We start from the raw sequence: 17,845 nt of genomic DNA, 5'->3' as shown, positions 1-17,845 counted from the left end.
GGAACGGTCGGCATGAATGCCGACCCTACAGGTTACCTGGCACCGATTCGACAACTGTCCACTCTCTGTAGGGTCGTCATTAATGACGACCTAAAAAAATCACATATTCGTAGGGTCGTCATTAATGACGACCTTTTTTTATTTATGCCGCCCTTGCTTACTTCAGCGCTTCATCCCGCAGCCAATCCCGGAACAACGTAATCTCCGCATCGTGCTGGCGTGACCGCTTGGTCATCATCCAGGTGGCACGGTCGGCGCGCACAAACCCCAGCGGCGCAATCAGCGTGCCGTCGTTCAGCTCCTGACGCACCAGCAGGCGCGGTGCCACAATCACGCCCAGTCCGTTTCTCGCGGCCTGAATCGCCAGCGTCAGATTATCGAAATGTTTGCCCAGCCAAAAATTACCGCGCACGCCGCTGATCTTCGCCCATTCGGCCCAGGCCTGCAGGCGGGTATCGGCGTGCAAAAGCGGCAGCGACGCCAGATCCTGCTCGCTGTGAAAACGCGCCGCGTACTGTGGGGCGCACAGCGGGCCGACGTAATCATCGCTGATGAGCGAGGCATCTATGTCGTCGTCCGGCGCCTGTTCATAACTGAGGATCAGCACATCGGTGTGTTCGCTGCGCAGCTGAGCAATCTCGCCCTGCGGCTGAAATTGCACTTCAATATCGGGATAGCGCTGGTAAAAGCTGCTGATGCGCGGAATCAGCCACTGGGATAAAAAACTTGGGGTACAGGCGACGCTCAGATGATTGCGCATCCCGGTGCGAATACTTACGCAGGTGGTAGAAAGTTCGCTAAAGGCTTTCTGGCAGCTCACCAGCAGACGTTCGCCGTGAGAGGTTAAGCGCACGCGCCCGTTAGTGCGGATGAACAGGGGCTTGCCCATCCAGCTCTCCAGCTGGCGAATCTGATGGCTGATGGCGCTGTGGGTGACATGGAGACATTCGGCCGCGACGCTAAAGCTGCAATGCAGCGCCGCCTGATGAAAATAGTGCAGTGCACGTAACGACGGAAGCGCGGTCATACTCATCCCCTGTGTAAAAACCTAACAGGGATTGTCAGTTTATATCATTTTAATGTCCAGCCGCATTAACCTAACCTTTCCTGCTTAATCTGGCGGGTTGACGGACCGGCTTCGCTGTGTACAGCAGCGACGATGTCCGCTGCCAGCGCCAGCTTCACACAGCAGAATAATACAGAGAAATGTCACGTGATGACTTCACAACAGGCTACTGCCAGGGCGGCGGCGCGCGATCGGCTGCGCGGCTTGCTGTCCCGTCACTATCGGCTGGAAAATTACGATCTGTTTTTTGCCCCCTCACTGCACATCGCGCGCGTGCTGCTCTCGCAACTGTTTCTGCGCCAGGAGCAGGCGCGCAATCAGACGCGCTACGCCGCGCAATATCCGGTCAGCGAACTCAGCGTGCTGCCAGCCCTGCCGATGATGGCGGGCAATATCGCGCTGGTCGATCACGTCGATATGCAGCAGGGCCGGGTGCGCAATCTGAACGCCTGCCAGAGCCAGGGCGTGACGCACGCGTCCGGCTCCTTCGCCAGCGTGTTGCATAAACGACTCATCAGCGAGGCACGACTGTTTGTCACCCAGCTGAATCAGCATGCGATGCTGAGCGACGATCTGGTGCTGATTGCGCTGCGTACCCATGATTTTAGTACGCTGGTGCGCAGCGAACTGCGGCTGTTCGAACAGGGACTGGCACTGGGTGACGCGCCGGAACACGCGCTGGAGTGCATGGCGCAGGACGACTGGCAACCCTTCAACGTTGCCAGTGTCGATAGCCTGACGCTGGATACGCCCTTCACGCTGCAGTCGATTCACCAGCCCGGCCTGCCGTTTGCGCTGCTGCCCTTGCCGCCCGGCAGTGCGCTGCCCGCGTTGCCCGCGGATATGCAGCTGCTGCCCGCGCCGCATCGCCTGTTTTTGCCGGTCAGCGTACGCGGCAACGGCAATAAGCCGCAGAACGTCACCGCTGCGCTAAAAAAACGGCTGCGCGAGGTGCTCAGAGACAGCCGAAATTCTTAAAAATACGCCTGCTACTGGCGCACCGCGCTAAAGCAGGTCAAAGTAAGCCTTTCAGCGCCCGGGGGCCCGTTGCCTTGTGGTGTGCGGGTCATAATGGTATGTTCTTGGCCTTCTCAGATTGATCAATGCGATTCGCAAGGGGAATTACGCAATGCGTATTATTCTGCTCGGGGCACCGGGCGCAGGTAAGGGCACTCAGGCTCAATTCATCATGGAGAAATACGGTATTCCGCAGATCTCCACGGGCGACATGTTGCGTGCGGCTGTTAAAGCCGGCACCGAATTGGGCCAGCAGGCGAAAGCCATCATGGATGCCGGTAAACTGGTAACGGACGAGCTGGTGATTGCGCTGGTTAAAGAGCGTATCGCGCAGGAAGACTGCAAAAACGGCTTCCTGCTCGATGGTTTCCCACGCACCATTCCGCAGGCTGACGCCATGAAAGAGGCGGGCATCAAGGTGGATTACGTGCTCGAGTTCGCCGTACCGGACGAACTGATTGTCGATCGCATTGTCGGCCGCCGCGTGCATGCGCCGTCAGGCCGCGTTTACCACATCAAATACAATCCGCCAAAAGTGGAAGGTAAAGATGACGTGACCGGCGAAGAGCTGACCACGCGTAAAGACGACCAGGAAGAGACCGTGCGTAAGCGTCTGGTGGAATACCATCAGCTGACCGCGCCGCTGATTGCTTACTACAGCAAAGAAGCCGAAGCCGGTAACACCGAATACCACAAAATCGACGGCACCCGCCAGGTGACCGAAGTGAGTGCACAGCTGGCCGATATCCTCGGCTAAGTGGTGACCAGGGCCGGTTGTCCGGCCCTTTTGCAGCAATTGCTTTCCCCCTCCGCTTTTTCCGCTACAATTTCCCCCGATTCAGAACCATTGTCTGCGACATCAAGGAAATACAATGAGGCAAGATAAGCCTGGGGTTTTACTGGTTAACTTAGGTACACCAGACGCACCGACCACCGCGGCGGTGAAACGCTATCTGAAACAGTTCCTCGGCGATCCGCGCGTGGTGGATACGCCGCGCTGGCTGTGGTGGCCGATTCTCAATTTCATCATTCTGCCATTCCGCTCGCCGCGTGTTTCGAAGCTGTACGCATCGGTGTGGATGGACGAAGGTTCCCCGCTGATGGTGTTCAGCAAGCGGCAGCGTGCCGCGCTGGCGCAGCGGCTGGATATGCCAGTAGAGTTGGGCATGAGTTACGGCCAGCCGAGCCTCAACGGTGCGGTTGAGCGTCTGCTGGCGCAGGGTGTCACCAAATTCATCGTGCTGCCGCTCTATCCGCAGTTCTCCTGCTCCACGGTGGCGGCAGTGTGGGATGGCCTGGCGGCCAGCTTTAAACCGCTGCGTTCCCTGCCGGAAGTGGCGTTTATCCGCGATTACGCCGAACATCCGGCCTATATCGCCGCGCTGAAGGCCTCGGTGGAGCGCTCGTTTGCCCAACACGGCGAGCCGGATCTGCTGGTGCTCTCTTACCACGGCATTCCGCAGCGCTTCGCCAATGAAGGCGACGACTACCCGCTGCGCTGCAAAGACACCACCGACGCCCTGGCCGCCGCGCTCGGCATTGCGCCGCATAAAATCATGATGACCTTCCAGTCGCGCTTTGGCCGCGAGCCATGGCTGATGCCGTACACGGATGAGACCATGAAAAGCCTGCCGGCTAAAGGGATCAAACATGTGCAGGTGATGAGTCCGGGCTTTGCGGCGGACTGCCTCGAGACGCTGGAGGAGATCAGCGGCGAAAACTGCGAAATCTTCCTGCACGCTGGCGGCGAGAAATTTGAATACATTCCGGCGCTTAATGCGGATGATGAGCACATCGAGATGATGGTGCAGCTGGTACAAGCGCGCCGCTAAGGGTGCGGCAGAGAATGTGATATCATTCTCTGCCTGATTTTCCCTGACGGCAGCTTTCATGAAATTTCCCGGCAAACGCAAATCCAAACACTATTTCCCCGTCAACGCGCGCGATCCGCTGCTGCAGGCTTCCCAGCAGGAGCAGGAAGAGGGCAGCTGGGTGGTGGGTATCGACCAGACGCTGGTGGATATCGAAGCCAAAGTCGATGACGACTTCCTGCAGCGCTATGGCCTGAGCGCCGGTCATTCGCTGGTCATCGACGATGCGACCGCCGAAGCGCTGTATAACGAGCTGATGCGCGAGCAGCTGATCAGCCACCAGTTTGCCGGCGGCACCATCGGTAATACGCTGCACAACTACTCGGTGCTGGCCGATGACCGTTCGGTGCTGCTCGGCGTGATGTGTAACAACATCCAGATTGGCGGTTACGCCTATCGCTACCTGTGCAACACCTCCAGCCGCATGGACCTTAACTTCCTGCAGGGCGTCGATGGCGCCATTGGCCGCTGCTTTACTCTGATCGGCGAGCAGGGCGAGCGCACTTTTGCTATCAGCCCTGGCCTGATGAACCAGCTGCAGGCTGCCAGTATTCCGGAAGAGGTGATTGCCGGTGCGTCTGCACTGGTGCTGACATCCTACCTGGTGCGCTGTCAGCCGGGCGAACCGATGCCGGAAGCGACGCTGCGGGCCATCGAGTTCGCCAAAAAGCACAATGTACCGGTGGTGCTGACGCTCGGTACCAAATATGTGATTCAGGATAACCCGCAGTTCTGGCGCGATTTCCTGCGCGAACACGTCTCGATTGTGGCGATGAATGAAGAGGAAGCGTTCGCGCTGACCGGCGAAGCGGATCCGCTGCTGGCCTCTAACATGGCGCTCGACTGGGTCGATCTGGTGCTGTGCACCGCCGGACCGACCGGGCTGTATATGGCCGGGTTCACCGAAGAGGCGTTTAAGCGCAAAACCAATCATCCGCTGTTGCCGGGGGCGATTGCCGAGTTCAACCAGTTTGAGTTCAGCCGCGCCATGCGCCATCAGGATTGCCAGCAACCGCTGCGGATCTTCTCGCACATTGCGCCTTACATGGGTGGTCCGGAGAAGATCATGAACACCAACGGTGCCGGTGATGGCGCGCTGGCGGCGCTGCTGCACGATATTACCGCCAACAATTTCCATCGTCAGAAAGTGCCAAACTCCAGCAAACACGCCCGCGAATACCTGACCTACTCGTCGCTGGCGCAGGTGTGTAAATATGCCAACCGCGTCAGTTATCAGGTGCTGAACCAGCACTCACCGCGTTTGACGCGCGGGCTGCCGGAGCGGGAAGACAGTTTAGAAGAGTCTTACTGGGACAGGTAATAACGGCGGGTTGACCAGCTATCCGTCATGGATATCTGCGCTTTGCGAAACGGTGCGCATGAATGCGTGATGGATATCTGCGCTGTGTGAAACGGTGCGCATGAATGCGCACCCTACGTTGGGTCTCCATGGCGGCGCACCTTATGGTAGGGGCGCCATTCATGGCGACCTGGCAAATTAATAACGTCTTAAATCGGGCACTCGCGCACAATCGGGTTTTGCGCGATCTCTTCCTGCAATACATGCAACATACTGTTGGCAATCTCCCGCTCGCCCATCACCACGCGATTGGCGCCACGCTCCATGATATAGGCCACTTCGTCGTCGTAATGCGCCCGGGCGATAATCTCAATATCTGCCCGCTTTTCGCGCGCGGCGGTAACAATTTCCCCGGCTTCATAGCCGTTGGGGATGGTCAGCAGCAGCCAGCGCGCGCAGTCAAGACGCGCTAAATCCATGGTATCGACTCGCGCCGCGTTGCCCAGCACGGCTTTGATGCCCTGTTCGCGCAGCGCTTCGACGCGCGGGCGCGAATTCTCCACCACCACCAGCGGCACATCAGCTTCCATCAGCTGCTGTCCCAGCAGGCTGCCGACGCGGCCATAACCCACAATCACCGCATGATTGCAGATATCCACCGGAATCTGCTTCTCTTCTTCAATTGCCTCTTCCAGCGTCTGCTCTTCCATGGTCTCGGTTTTGTCGAGATAACGCTCCAGCACGGTAAACAGAATCGGGTTAAGCATGATGGAGAGGATCGCCGCCGCCAGCACCAGGTTGCGGCCTTCGTCGCTCAGCATGCCGAGCGAAATCCCCAGTCCGGCGAGGATAAAAGCGAATTCGCCAATCTGCGCCAGGCTGACGGAGATGGTCAGCGCGGTGCGCCGCGAGTGGCCGAGCAGCGTGACCAGCAGCCAGGCGGCAATCGATTTGCCCAGCACGATAATGGCCAGCGCACCGAGCACCGCCAGCGGCTGCTCCAGCAGGATCATCGGGTCGAACAGCATGCCGACCGAGACAAAAAACAGCACGGCAAACGCATCGCGCAGCGGCAGCGTGTCGTGTGCTGCCCGGTGGCTGAGCTCTGATTCATTCAGCACCATGCCGGCAAAAAAGGCGCCGAGGGCAAAGGAAACATCAAAGAATTCCACCGCGCCAAACGCGATACCCAGCGCCAGCGCCAGTACCGACAGCGTAAACAGCTCGCGTGAACCGGTGGCGGCGCTTTTGGCCAGAATCCACGGCACCACGCGGCGGCCGACCACCATCATCAGCACCATAAAGGCAGCGACTTTGCCGATGGTCAGTAACAGGTCCCACGCCAGCAGCGTCGGGCTGGCATTTCCCTGCTCCAGCATGCCGGCAATGGCCGGCAGCAGCACCAGCGTCAGCACCATTACCAGGTCTTCGACAATCAGCCAGCCGATGGCGATTTGCCCGCGCTGGCTATCAATCAGTTGACGCTCTTCCAGCGCACGCAGCAGCACCACGGTACTGGCGGTAGAGAGACACAGGCCAAACACCAGGCCGGTCATCCATGACCAGCCCATCGCCCATGACAGACCCATTCCCAGCAGCGTGGCGACCGCGATCTGCGCGATGGCACCGGGAATGGCGATCGACTTTACCGACATCAAATCCTTAAGCGAGAAGTGCAGACCGACGCCGAACATCAGCAGAATGACGCCGAGTTCAGCCAGTTCGGGGGCCAGATTGGTATCCGCGACGAAGCCCGGGGTAAAAGGACCCGCCAGCACGCCGGCCAGCAGATAGCCGACCAGCGGCGAGATGCGCAGGCGATTCGCCAGCATACCAAGGAGAAATGCGAGGACCAGACCTCCGACAATGGTGGTGATCAACGGGGTAGTGTGATGCATGCCTGTCTCCTTGTGTGCAAATGTATCCGCTTGTAACAACCTAGTGTAATGCACAATCGTTCGCCGCGTTTAAACATTTGAGCGGTGAAAGACGAAAAAATTGAAAAAATGAGACAAAAACGCAGCCGAAGCGCTATTTTCCTCAGTTATCTCAGCATATCGGCAGGATTTATGCAGAATGGAGGGGGGCAGAGAAAAATAGTTGCCCCCCGAAAGGGCTCAGCGCTGCTGCTGATCAGGTAAGAAAGCGGTCAACAGGCCAATAAGTGGCAGCCAGGCGCAGATTTGATACACCCATTCGATACTGGTGTGGTCGGCTACTACGCCCAGCACCGCCGCGCCGAGGCCGCCCATGCCAAAAGCAAAACCGAAAAACAGCCCGGAAACCATGCCGATACGCCCGGGCAGCAGCTCCTGGGCATAGACCAGAATGGCGGAAAACGCCGAGGCCAGGATCAGGCCAATAATTACGCTCAGCACGCTGGTCCACATCAGGCTGGCGTGCGGTAACAGCAGGGTAAACGGCGCCACGCCGAGAATCGATCCCCAGATGACATATTTCCGTCCGATTTTATCGCCTATCGGCCCACCGATAATGGTGCCGGCGGCGACCGCGCCGAGAAAGGCAAACAGATGGAACTGCGAGGCCTGCACGGACAGCCCGAATTTGTGCATCAGATAGAAGGTGTAATAGCTGCTCAGGCTGGTGAGATAAAAGTACTTGGAGAATATCAGCAGCAGCAGAATACCGATGGCCAGCGCCACTTTATTGCGCGGCAGGGGGTTACGCGGCCTGCTGGCAGCGCTGGCCTGCGTGGCGCGCTGCTGGTGGCTGTACCAGCGGCTCACCTGCAGCAGCACAATGATGCCGAGCAGCGCGGCCAGCATGAACCAGCTGAGATGGCCTTTGCCATAGGGCGCGACGATAATGGCGGCCAGCAGCGGCCCGAGTGCGCTGCCAAAGTTACCACCGACCTGAAACAGCGACTGAGCCAGCCCGTGGCGGCCGCCGGAGGCCATACGCGCCACGCGCGACGATTCCGGATGAAACACCGATGAGCCGCAGCCAACCAGCGCTGCGGCCAGCAGCACCTGCGGATAAGTGCTGGCAAAGGTCAGCAGCACCAGACCGAACAGGGTAAACCCCATCCCGACCGGCAGTGACCAGGGTTTCGGATATTTGTCGGTGTAATAGCCAATCAGCGGTTGTAATAATGAGGCCGTAACCTGATACGTCAGCGTAATCAAACCAATTTGCACAAAGCTGAGGCTGAAATCTTTCTGCAGCAGCGGATAGATCGCCAGTAACAGCGATTGCAGCATATCGTTCAGCAGATGCGCGAGACTGATGGCACCAAGAATGCCAAAAGCGGTACGCCCGGTGCGCCGCGTCGGGGTTAACGTCTGTTCACTTGCCATAAAGATCCTGAAGGGGGTGGGAATTTCGTTATCAGATTGTTACGTCATGCATGACTGTATTCGCCTTTGGCCTTGAGTTAAAGGGCGAACTGTGCGACACAGAAGGGCGAAAAAGCACATCAGGCGCACCGCCCGGTAAAAAACGCAGAATAAGGAGATCGGCTTTGTTGTTATCACCGCACAGAGGGCGCTGGCTGGCGCTGATTATGCTGCTGTTGCCGCTACTGGCACAGGCGTGGCAGCCGGACCGCAGCTATCGCTTCAGCATTTTGCACACCAACGATCATCACGGCCACTTCTGGGCCAACGCGCAGGGTGAATATGGTCTGGCCGCGCAGAAAACGCTAATGGATCAGCAGCGGTATGATGTACAGGCCAAAGGCGGCGGCGCGCTGATTCTGTCGGCGGGCGACGTCAATACTGGCGTGCCGGAATCGGATGTGCTGAACGCCGAGCCGGACATTCGCGGCATGAACCTCATCGGCTATGACGCGATGGCGCTCGGTAACCACGAGTTCGACAAACCGCTCAGCGTGCTGCAAAAGCAGCAGAAATGGGCGAAGTTTCCTTTTCTTGCCGCCAACATTTATGCCAAAGGCAGCGATAAGCGCCTGTTTAGGCCGTGGGCGATATTCAATCGTATGGGGCTGAAAATTGCGGTGATCGGCCTGACCACCACTGATACGCTGCGCATCGCCAATCCGCAGAACGTGGCGCAGATAGAGATTCGCGATCCGGTGAAAGAGACGGAAAAAGCGGTGGCGGAACTGCGCGCCAGCGACAAGCCGGATGTAATTATCGCGCTGACGCACATGGGCCACTACGACGACGGGCAGCATGGCAGCAACGCACCGGGCGATGTGGAACTGGCGCGCAGCCTGCCGCCGGGCACGGTTAACGTGATCGTCGGCGGTCATTCGCACGATGCGGTGTGCATGGCAAAAGAGAACGTCAGCGTGGCGGATTATCAGCCCGGACAGCCGTGCCAACCGGATCGCCAGAACGGCGTGTGGATCGTGCAGGCGAAAGAGTGGGGAAAATTTGTCGGTCGCGGCGATTTCACCTTCCGCAACGGTGAGCTGACGCTGGATAACTATCAGCTGATTCCGGTCAACCTTAAGCACAAGGTGAAGAACCTTGATGGTAGCGAAACCTGGCTGCCGTATCAGGAAGCGATAGCGCAGAACGGCGCAATGATGAAGCTGCTGACGCCGTATCAGCTGCGTGCCGGCAAGCAGCTGGCGGTTAAGGTGGGCAGCAGCGACAGCGTGTTTGATGGCGACCGCAGCAAGGTGCGCTTTGAACAAATGCCGCTGGCTCAGCTGATTCTGCGCGCGCAGATGGCGGCTACTCAGGCCGATTTTGCTGTTATCAGCGGCGGCGGTATTCGCACCTCGCTGGCGCAGGGCGAGATCAGCTGGCGCGATCTGTTGCAGATCCAGCCGTTTGGCAATCAGGTGGTGTCCGTGACGCTGACGGGCAAAGAGCTGCTGAACTACCTGGCGACGGTGGCGAATATCAAAGCCGATTCCGGCGGTTTCGCGCAGTTCAGCAACATCAGTCTGGTGGCCGATGGCAAAAGCGTCAGCGCAGTGAAAATCAATGGCGAGCCGCTGCAGCTGGATAAAACCTATCGCATGGCCACTAACAGCTTTAACGCCAGCGGCGGCGACGGCTATCCGGTGATTGATGGCCATGCTGGTTTCCGCAACAGCGGCCTGCGTGATGCCGAGGTGCTGCGCAGCTATGTCAGTCAGCACTCACCGCTGCGCGTCGCCGATTATGCGCCACCGCAGATTGTGCACCTGACACCGCAGCAGGTTGAGGAGCGCGACAAAGCGCTGGAGAAGCAAAAGAAGCGCAGCTATCCGCAGATGATCCTGGCGTGGATCTGGCCGCGCGCGGCGCACGAGTGACAAAACGGGCGGCACTTCAGCCGCCCGCAGTTTTTCAGGCGCGGCAGGATTTCTGGCTCACCCAGCGCTGGCGCAGCTTATCCCATGCCCAGTTGTAAGCCATGGTGTAGGGCAGAAAGAACAGAAAGAACGCCACTTCCAGCAGGAAAGCGTCCAGCAGCGAAATGTGTAACATCCACGCGGCAATTGGCAGGCCAATAAGGATAAAGCCGCCCTCAAAACCGAGCGCATGCAGCGCGCGCAGGCCGAGACCGCGCTGGCGCTGCGGCGGACAGAGGCGGTCAAAACCGCTGTTATAAATGATGTTCCACAGCATGGCGACGGTCGACAGCATAATCGCCAGCGCGCCCATCTGAAACAGCGGTTTATCCATGACCCAGGCGGCCAGCGGCGCAACCGTGACGATCGCTAACCCTTCAAAGCCTGCGGCATGACAAAAACGTTCTTTCAGTGAACGGGTACGCATATAAACCTCCTTTTGAGTAACGCCACGCATTTTCTCACTGCACAATGCTAAGATAAAATGATTACCTATCGATAAAAGCGATGGTTCAGCATGAAGTACTCACCAGAATCCCTTGAGGCATTTGTCCAGACCGTCGCCAGCGGCTCGTTTTCCGCAGCGGCGCGTGCGCTGGCAAAAAGTCAGTCCACCATCAGTAGCGCGGTGGCCAATCTCGAAGATGACTTAGGCTTTGCGCTGTTTGATCGCAGCGGTCGCCAGCCGGTGCTGACCGCTCAGGGCCAGCGCGCGCTGGCGCAGGTGCAGCAAATTCTTGCTGCCAGCCAGCGGCTGGATGAACTGGCGGTGCGGCTGTCGCAGGGCGTTGAGCCGCGTCTCAGCCTGGCCATTTCCGACTTCTGGCAGGCTGATCACCATGAAAATCTGCTGACGCGCTTTGAGGCACGCTATCCGGATATCGAGTTTGAATGCATGATTGCGGAAGATGAGGATGTGCTGGATTTACTGCAGGCCGGGCGCGTACACCTTGGCGTGGTGCGCGCCCAGCCGCGTTTGCCGCCGGATCTGGCGGTGGCGCGACTGCAGGTTGAAGCGCAAATGGCGATTTTCCTGCATCAGGATCACCCGCTGGCAGCCCGTTCGCAGGTGAGCGAGGCGCAGCTGGGCGAATTGCGTCAGCTGCGGCTCAATACCTGGGTGGAAACCCGCCAGCCGCTGCCGGCGGGCCGCACCTGGTCGGCCCCAACCTATCTTTTATTGCTGGAGATGGCGGAGCAGGGGTTTGGCTGGAGCGTACTGCCGCGCTGGCTGGTGCAGCAGTTTGGTCATCAGGTCTTGCGCGAGCTGCCGGTGCCGGGCTGGCCGCAGCACATCGCGGTGGATGTCATCTGGTCGCGGCGCAATCCGCCGGGCCCGGCCGGGCGCTGGATGATCGACCAGCTGTGCGCGCAGCAGCCTGATTAATCGCGGCGCGCCACGTCAGCCAGCGTGGCATCCAGCAACCGTGCCAGATCCTGCGCGGCCAGTTCGATATCCAGCCCGCGCTTGCCGCCGGAAATAAAGATGGTCGGGAATTCGCTGGCCTGCTGATCGATCACCGTCGGCAGCCGCTTTTTCTGCCCCAGCGGACTGATGCCACCCACCAGATAGCCGGTGACGCGCTGCGCCAGTTGCGGATCGGCCATGTCCGCTTTCTTCGCCCCCAGCGCTTTGGCGACTTTTTTCAAATCCAGCTGTGAGGAGACCGGCGTCACCGCCACTGCCAGCGCTTTGCCATCACCGTTAAGCGCCACCAGCAGGGTTTTAAACACCTGGCGCGCATCCAGGTTGAGCTTGCGCACCGCCTCGTCACCGAAGTGCGTTTCATGGCTGTCATGCTCGTAGGGATGCAGGGTAAAAGCGACCTGTTGTTTTTCCAGCAGTTTTACGGCGGGTGTCATATTCAGTCCTTGCTACGAAAATTCTTATCTCGGTTTGCGTGAAAGTACTGGCGAAAATCTGAACTTTGCGCGAAAATTGGCCGGCGCCAGTCACCCTGGCGATAACCAAAATCATAAACAAATTCCTCTTTGACGGGCCGATAGCAATATTGGCCTTCTTTTTTATGCCTTCAGCCGCTGCGGCAAATTGTCTTCGCCGTACAGATGCAGTGCACCGACCGCCACCACATAGCGCCCGCGCGGCAACGCCAGCAGCAGCTCGCGCCAGTGCTGATTACGGTTGCGCATCAGGGTATCGTTCAGTTCACTACTGAACGTAGTCGGCAGCGCCACCGGCTGACTGGCGGGCGGCGCATCCAGCCACCAGCTGATCATGGTTTGCAGCAGTCGCGCGTTGGTGTGCCAGTGTTGCAGCGTATCCAGCAGCAGCGCCAGGCCATCCTGCGGTAGTGATTTCAGCAACGCGATCTGCGTTTCCGGCCCTTCCAGCTCAATAATGCGTTTTCCTGCCGCCTGCGCTGCCTGCAGCAGCTGATAGTCAATACCGTACTGCGGTCGCAGCCCCAGCCGCTGCGCCTGCTGCGCCTGCAGCATCAGCGCAATTTGCCAGAACGGCAGGCTATCAAACAGCGCGATGTTCAGTGACAGCTCATCGCACAGCGCCGTCAGCTGTTGCAGCGTCTCTGGCGTCAGCCGCGTTGCCAGCGGCGGATATGCTTCACCCTCACTGAATGGTGAACTGCCGCGGGTAATATCCGCTTCCACCACCAGCGCATCGGCTTTCTGCAGCTGGCGCAGCAAGCCGGCCGGCAGCGGTTGCATATCGCGCGTGCCCATATGAATACTGCCAGCCAGATGCAGACGGCGGTCTCCGAGTCTGATATCCATGGCGGGCCAGCTGTAGCTGACGGGGAACAGGCTGCTGGCCAGCTGTTGCAGGCGGTGCCACACACTGCGTCTCATGCCGTGTCCTTTTTAAGTCAAAAATCCATGCTAGCGATTTCGCTCAGCGAAAGACAGGGCAGAGGTTGCTATTGCCGCTGCGCCGGTTTAAAGCGCAGCAAACGGTTAGCATTGCTCACCACGGTGATCGACGACAGCGCCATGACGGCACCGGCGACGATAGGGCTGAGCAGCACACCGGTAAACGGATAGAGCACGCCGGCAGCAATCGGAATGCCCAGGCTGTTATAGACAAAGGCACCCAGCAGATTCTGCCGCATATTGCGCAGCGTGGCGTTGGCCATCGCCAGCGCGTCGGCCACGCAATGCAGATCGTTGCGCATCAGCGCCATCGCCGCGGTTTCAACCGCCACATCGCTGCCGCCGCCCATGGCGATCCCCACATCCGCCTGCGCCAGCGCCGGGGCGTCGTTGATGCCATCGCCCACCATCACCACGCTGCACCCCTGCTGTTGCAGCTGCGCAATCGCCTGCGCTTTACCGTCCGGCAGCACGCCGGCGATCACCTCATCGATACCTGCTTCGGCAGCGATGGCTTCGGCAGTGGTCTGATGGTCACCGGTCAGCATGATCAGACGGTAGCCCAGTTGATGCAGCCGCTGTAGCGCCGCACGGCTCTCCGGACGCAGCTGGTCACGCAGGGCGATCAGGCCCAGCAGCTGCTGCTGATCCGCCAGCAGCACCGGCGTGGCGCCCTGCGCAGCAAGTCGCGCGATATCCTGCTGTGCGGCGCGCAGGTCAATGTGCTGCTCTTCCAGCAGCGCCGCATTGCCCAGCAGCAGCGTTCTGTCAGCGACAGTAGCACTCACGCCTTTGCCACGTATTGTACGAAATTGCGCAACGCGGGCGTCACTGACGGTCGGTGCGGCGGCGACGATGGCCTTCGCCAGCGGATGCCCCGACCCCAGCTCCAGCTGGGCGGCGGCCTGCAATACCTGCTGACGATCCCAGTCGCTGTACAGCAGCACCTCGCTGACCTGCGGCGTGCCCCGGGTCAGGGTGCCGGTTTTATCAAAAACAATGGTGTCGACTTCACTGGCCCGCTGCAGCGCATCGGCATCGCGCACCAGCACGCCCAGCTCGGCAGCGCGGCCGACGCCCGCGATCACCGACATCGGCGTGGCTAAGCCCAGCGCACACGGACAGGCGATAATCAGCACCGTGGTGACAATCACCAGCGTATAGGCCAGCTGCGGCTGCGGTCCGACAACATACCAGACCGCTCCGCTGAGCAGGGCAATCGCCACCACCACCGGCACAAACACCGCCGAGATGCGATCGGCCAGCCGGCCCATTTCCGGCTTGCTGCTCTGCGCCTGACGCACCAGATTGATAATACGGGCCAGCGTGGTATGGCTGCCGGTGGCGCGGGCGGTGAACTGTAGCGATCCGTCCTGCACCAGCGTCCCGGCATAAATCTTATCGCCAGGACGGCGCGACTGCGGCAGCGCTTCGCCGGTGAGCATTGCTTCGTCAAGCCAGGCTTCGCCGCGGCTGACTTCGCCGTCCACCGGTACGCGATCGCCGGTCACCAGCTTCAGCGTCATGCCCGGTGCGATTTCGCTCAGCGGCAGCGGCTTTTCCCCTTCGGCGGTGATCACGCAGGCCTGCGCCGGGGTTAAATCCAGCAGCCGCTCCAGCGCCTGTGAGGCGCGCTGGCGCGCGCGCTGTTCCAGCGCATGGCCGAGGTTAATCAGGCCGATGATCATCACGCTGGCTTCAAAATAAAGATGGCGCGCCTTCGGCGGGAAAAATGCCGGCCACAGCGCGACGCTCATTGAGTAAATCCAGGCCGCACCGGTACCGAGCGCCACCAGCGTGTCCATGGTGGCGGTAGCATGACGCAGGCTGCGCCACGCGCTGCGATAGAAGTGGCCGCCGGCGAGCGCCATCACCGCCAGCGTGACGGCACCGAGCACGCGCCAGAGCGTCTGATTGCTGTCGTTTAGCATCATGTGATCACCGAGCATGCCCCAGACCATCATCGGCACGCCGACGATCAGCGCCAGCGCCGCCTGCCAGCTAAAGCGGCGCATCGCCTGCTGTGCGCTGACCTGCTGGCGCTCGCGCCGGGTTTGTTCATCTTCGATCACTTCCGCAGAATAACCCGCCTCGTCTACGGCGCTGACCAGCGCTGAGGGTACGGCATCGCCCAGCACCAGCGCGCTGCGCTCACCCAGATTGACGCGCGCCTGGCTCACGCCGGGCACTTTCTGTAACGCCTGCTCGACGCGGCTGACGCAGCTGGCGCAGCTCATCCCGCCTATCAGCAAATGGTGCACCGCAAGATTCTCTTCTGCCGGCTGCGACTCCGTTGTCAGCGCCTCCGGCTGCGGCTCCTGAGCTGGCAACGGATCAGGCTTTGGGCTGGACGCCTCATTTTTCAGCGTGGCGTGATAACCAGCCTGCTCAACGGTGGCAATCAGATCGCTGGCGCTGGCTGCGCCGGTGACGCGCGCTTCCTGCTGCGTTACCTCGGCCTGTTCCACATCGCTGCGCTGCTCCAGCGCCTCTTTAACGCGTTTAACACAGTGGCCACAGGACAAGCCGTCCAGAGCCAGTAATTGTGTGTGTGACATCATCAACTCCTCGTTTATCAGGTTTGACTCGCTGCAAGGTTTGCATTAGTTATAAAGCCTAAACCTTCCATTCAGGGGAAGGTCAAGGGGCAGAGATGAACATCAGCGATGTAGCAAAAAAAACCGGGCTGACCAGCAAAGCGATTCGTTTTTACGAACAGAAAGGGGTGGTTACGCCGCCGTTACGCAGTGACAACGGCTATCGCAGTTATGGCGCGCACCACCTGGATGAGCTCAATTTTCTGCGCCAGGCGCGGCAGGTGGGCTTCACGCTCGAGGAGTGCCGCGAACTGGTCGCACTGTTTAATAACCCGGCGCGCCACAGTGCCGATGTTAAAGCGCGCACCCTGCAGAAGGCGGATGAGATCGCGGCGCATATTGAAGAGCTGCACGCGATGCGCGCGCGTCTGCTGGAACTGGCTGCAGCCTGCCCGGGCGATGACGGTGCCGAATGTCCTATCATCAATCACCTGGCGGGCTGCGGTCATCAGGAAGGCGGCAAACGCGGCTGAATCAGCAGCGTGATGCCTGATACGCCGGTCACGATCACCGGCGTGCCCGCCGGCAAATCTTCCTGCGCCTGCACGCGCCAGCTGCTGTCACCAATGCGCACATGACCGACGCCGTCTTTTAGCGCGCTGTCTAACGTCAGGTGCTGGCCAATCAGCTGGCTGCCGCGCTGATTGAGCGTATTGGGCTGCTGCGCACTTTCGCGAAAGCGCATCCAGCGATACCAAAGAAATACGCACAGCAGCGTCAGAGTGGCGAACAGCATGCCCTGGCTGGTCCACGAGAACGGAAACAGCCACTCAATGATCCCGACCAGCACCGCCGCCACGCCGCTCCACAGCAGGTAACCGCTGGTGCCGAGCATCTCCGCTGCCAGCAGTAAACCGCCCAGCGTGAGCCAGAACCAGTGCGGATGCGCAATCAGCTCCATCAGCATCACGGTTTGCGCTCCTGACGACTCTCTTTCAGTAGCTCGCTGATACCGGCCACCGAGCCGAGCAGGCTGCTGGCGTCGAGCGGCATCATCACCACTTTGCTGTTATTCGCTTCGCCAATTTTTTGCAGGGCATCGGTGTATTTCTGCGCCACGAAGTAGTTAATCGCCTGAATATCTCCGGCAGAGATAGCTTCTGACACCATCCGCGTGGCGTTGGCCTCGGCTTCGGCCTGACGCTCGCGCGCTTCCGCCTGCAAAAAGGCGGAGGTACGTTCGCCTTCCGCTTTAAGGATTTGCGACTGCTTATCGCCCTCGGCGCGCAGGATGGCCGCCTGGCGTACGCCTTCGGCGGCGAGGATATCGGCGCGTTTGGTACGCTCGGCTTTCATCTGCGCGTTCATGGCCGCTATCAGTTCCTGCGGCGGGCGCACGTCGCGGATTTCAATACGGGTGATTTTTACCCCCCACGGATTGGTCGCTTCATCAACAATGTGCAGCAGGCGGGTATTAATGTTATCGCGCTGCGACAGCATCTCATCCAGCTCCATACCGCCGAGCACGGTGCGGATATTGGTCATGGTGAGGTTGATGATGGCCAGCTCAAGATTGCTGACTTCATAAGCGGCGCGCGCCGAATCCACCACCTGAATAAAGCACACTGCGTCGATGGTGACGTTGGCGTTATCTTTGGAGATGATCTCCTGCGAGGGAATATCGAGGACCTGCTCCATCATATTGATCCGGCGACCAATACGATCCATGAACGGCACGACTAAATTCAGACCGGGCGGCAACGTTTTGGTGTAGCGGCCAAAGCGCTCCACCGTCCACTGGTAGCCCTGTGGCACAATTTTGACACCGGCCCACACGGTAACCAGCGCGAGCACGATGATGACGGGAATCACTGTTAACATATAACCTCCTGGCTGTCAGATTGTCGGGCCGAGTCGCTTCGGCCCGTTTACCGC

16 protein-coding genes are annotated in these 17,845 nt (G+C 59.6%); 7 read left to right on the top strand and 9 right to left on the bottom strand.

Going from position 1 to position 17,845, the window contains the following annotated elements; translation table 11 throughout:
* Window positions 1–157: 157 nt before the first annotated feature.
* Window positions 158–1,027: a LysR substrate-binding domain-containing protein gene (locus FT726_RS09900; RefSeq protein WP_058769402.1), complete on the bottom strand. Its 870-nt coding sequence runs from the start codon at window positions 1,025–1,027 to the stop codon at window positions 158–160.
* Between the two features lie 189 nt (window positions 1,028–1,216).
* Here FT726_RS09900 and FT726_RS09895 point away from each other — a divergent pair, with 189 nt between their 5' ends.
* From FT726_RS09895 to FT726_RS09880, 4 genes are all read left to right on the top strand, one after another.
* A complete protein-coding gene (locus tag FT726_RS09895; RefSeq protein WP_288423015.1) occupies window positions 1,217–2,044 on the top strand; it encodes a DUF6024 family protein in 828 nt (275 codons plus the stop codon).
* Window positions 2,045–2,195: 151 nt separating this feature from the next.
* Entirely contained in the window at window positions 2,196–2,840 is a 645-nt protein-coding gene (adk, locus tag FT726_RS09890; RefSeq protein ID WP_021507222.1) for an adenylate kinase, read from the top strand.
* A 115-nt stretch (window positions 2,841–2,955) separates the two neighbouring features.
* The gene (hemH, locus tag FT726_RS09885; protein WP_021507223.1) at window positions 2,956–3,915 is read left to right on the top strand and encodes a ferrochelatase; all 960 of its coding nucleotides are present in this window, start codon (window positions 2,956–2,958) and stop codon (window positions 3,913–3,915) included.
* Between the two features lie 58 nt (window positions 3,916–3,973).
* Window positions 3,974–5,275: an inosine/guanosine kinase gene (locus FT726_RS09880; RefSeq protein ID WP_021507224.1), complete on the top strand. Its 1,302-nt coding sequence runs from the start codon at window positions 3,974–3,976 to the stop codon at window positions 5,273–5,275.
* A 188-nt stretch (window positions 5,276–5,463) separates the two neighbouring features.
* Here the strand turns inward: FT726_RS09880 and ybaL are convergent, their stop codons facing one another.
* Complete coding sequence (gene ybaL / locus FT726_RS09875; protein ID WP_021508650.1) at window positions 5,464–7,152, bottom strand: YbaL family putative K(+) efflux transporter; 1,689 nt, start codon at window positions 7,150–7,152, stop codon at window positions 5,464–5,466.
* Between the two features lie 219 nt (window positions 7,153–7,371).
* Complete coding sequence (locus FT726_RS09870; RefSeq protein ID WP_058769404.1) at window positions 7,372–8,571, bottom strand: MFS transporter; 1,200 nt, start codon at window positions 8,569–8,571, stop codon at window positions 7,372–7,374.
* A gap of 164 nt (window positions 8,572–8,735) precedes the next feature.
* Here FT726_RS09870 and ushA point away from each other — a divergent pair, with 164 nt between their 5' ends.
* A complete protein-coding gene (gene ushA / locus FT726_RS09865) occupies window positions 8,736–10,487 on the top strand; it encodes a bifunctional UDP-sugar hydrolase/5'-nucleotidase UshA (RefSeq protein ID WP_346302764.1) in 1,752 nt (583 codons plus the stop codon).
* A 34-nt stretch (window positions 10,488–10,521) separates the two neighbouring features.
* Here the strand turns inward: ushA and FT726_RS09860 are convergent, their stop codons facing one another.
* Window positions 10,522–10,953, bottom strand: coding sequence for a multidrug/biocide efflux PACE transporter (locus tag FT726_RS09860; RefSeq protein WP_021508647.1), 432 nt, complete (start codon window positions 10,951–10,953; stop codon window positions 10,522–10,524).
* Window positions 10,954–11,043: 90 nt separating this feature from the next.
* Between FT726_RS09860 and FT726_RS09855 the strand changes: the two genes are divergently transcribed.
* Window positions 11,044–11,913 carry a LysR family transcriptional regulator gene (locus FT726_RS09855; RefSeq protein WP_021508646.1) on the top strand — a complete coding sequence of 290 codons (870 nt, stop codon included), beginning with the start codon at window positions 11,044–11,046 and terminating at the stop codon, window positions 11,911–11,913.
* Here the strand turns inward: FT726_RS09855 and ybaK are convergent.
* The 3 genes from ybaK to copA all read right to left on the bottom strand — a co-directional run bounded on the left by ybaK (window position 11,910) and on the right by copA (window position 15,931).
* Window positions 11,910–12,389, bottom strand: a complete 480-nt coding sequence (ybaK, locus tag FT726_RS09850) for a Cys-tRNA(Pro)/Cys-tRNA(Cys) deacylase YbaK (protein ID WP_021508645.1) — start codon at window positions 12,387–12,389, stop codon at window positions 11,910–11,912. The genes FT726_RS09855 and ybaK overlap by 4 nt on opposite strands.
* 162 nt (window positions 12,390–12,551) lie before the next feature.
* Entirely contained in the window at window positions 12,552–13,352 is an 801-nt protein-coding gene (locus FT726_RS09845) for a TraB/GumN family protein (RefSeq protein WP_346302763.1), read from the bottom strand.
* A 68-nt stretch (window positions 13,353–13,420) separates the two neighbouring features.
* Window positions 13,421–15,931 carry a copper-exporting P-type ATPase CopA gene (gene copA / locus FT726_RS09840; RefSeq protein ID WP_346302771.1) on the bottom strand — a complete coding sequence of 837 codons (2,511 nt, stop codon included), beginning with the start codon at window positions 15,929–15,931 and terminating at the stop codon, window positions 13,421–13,423.
* A gap of 95 nt (window positions 15,932–16,026) precedes the next feature.
* Here copA and cueR point away from each other — a divergent pair, with 95 nt between their 5' ends.
* Window positions 16,027–16,443, top strand: a complete 417-nt coding sequence (cueR, locus tag FT726_RS09835) for a Cu(I)-responsive transcriptional regulator (RefSeq protein ID WP_021508642.1) — start codon at window positions 16,027–16,029, stop codon at window positions 16,441–16,443.
* On the opposite strand, the gene FT726_RS09830 is transcribed toward cueR, so the two are convergent.
* Complete coding sequence (locus tag FT726_RS09830; RefSeq protein WP_058775251.1) at window positions 16,419–16,877, bottom strand: NfeD family protein; 459 nt, start codon at window positions 16,875–16,877, stop codon at window positions 16,419–16,421. The two genes, cueR and FT726_RS09830, sit on opposite strands and share 25 nt — an antisense overlap.
* Window positions 16,877–17,791 (bottom strand): SPFH domain-containing protein, encoded by a 915-nt coding sequence (locus FT726_RS09825; RefSeq protein ID WP_021508640.1) that lies wholly within the window; start codon window positions 17,789–17,791, stop codon window positions 16,877–16,879. The genes FT726_RS09830 and FT726_RS09825 overlap by 1 nt, the downstream gene beginning before the upstream one ends.
* Window positions 17,792–17,845 lie beyond the last annotated feature (54 nt).

It is taken from the genome of Pantoea sp. Morm, assembly GCF_016643525.1.
Lineage (GTDB): Bacteria > Pseudomonadota > Gammaproteobacteria > Enterobacterales > Enterobacteriaceae > Pantoea > Pantoea dispersa.
Note: the sequence above shows the minus strand (reverse complement) of the source record. Positions and strands in the feature narration are given on the sequence as shown.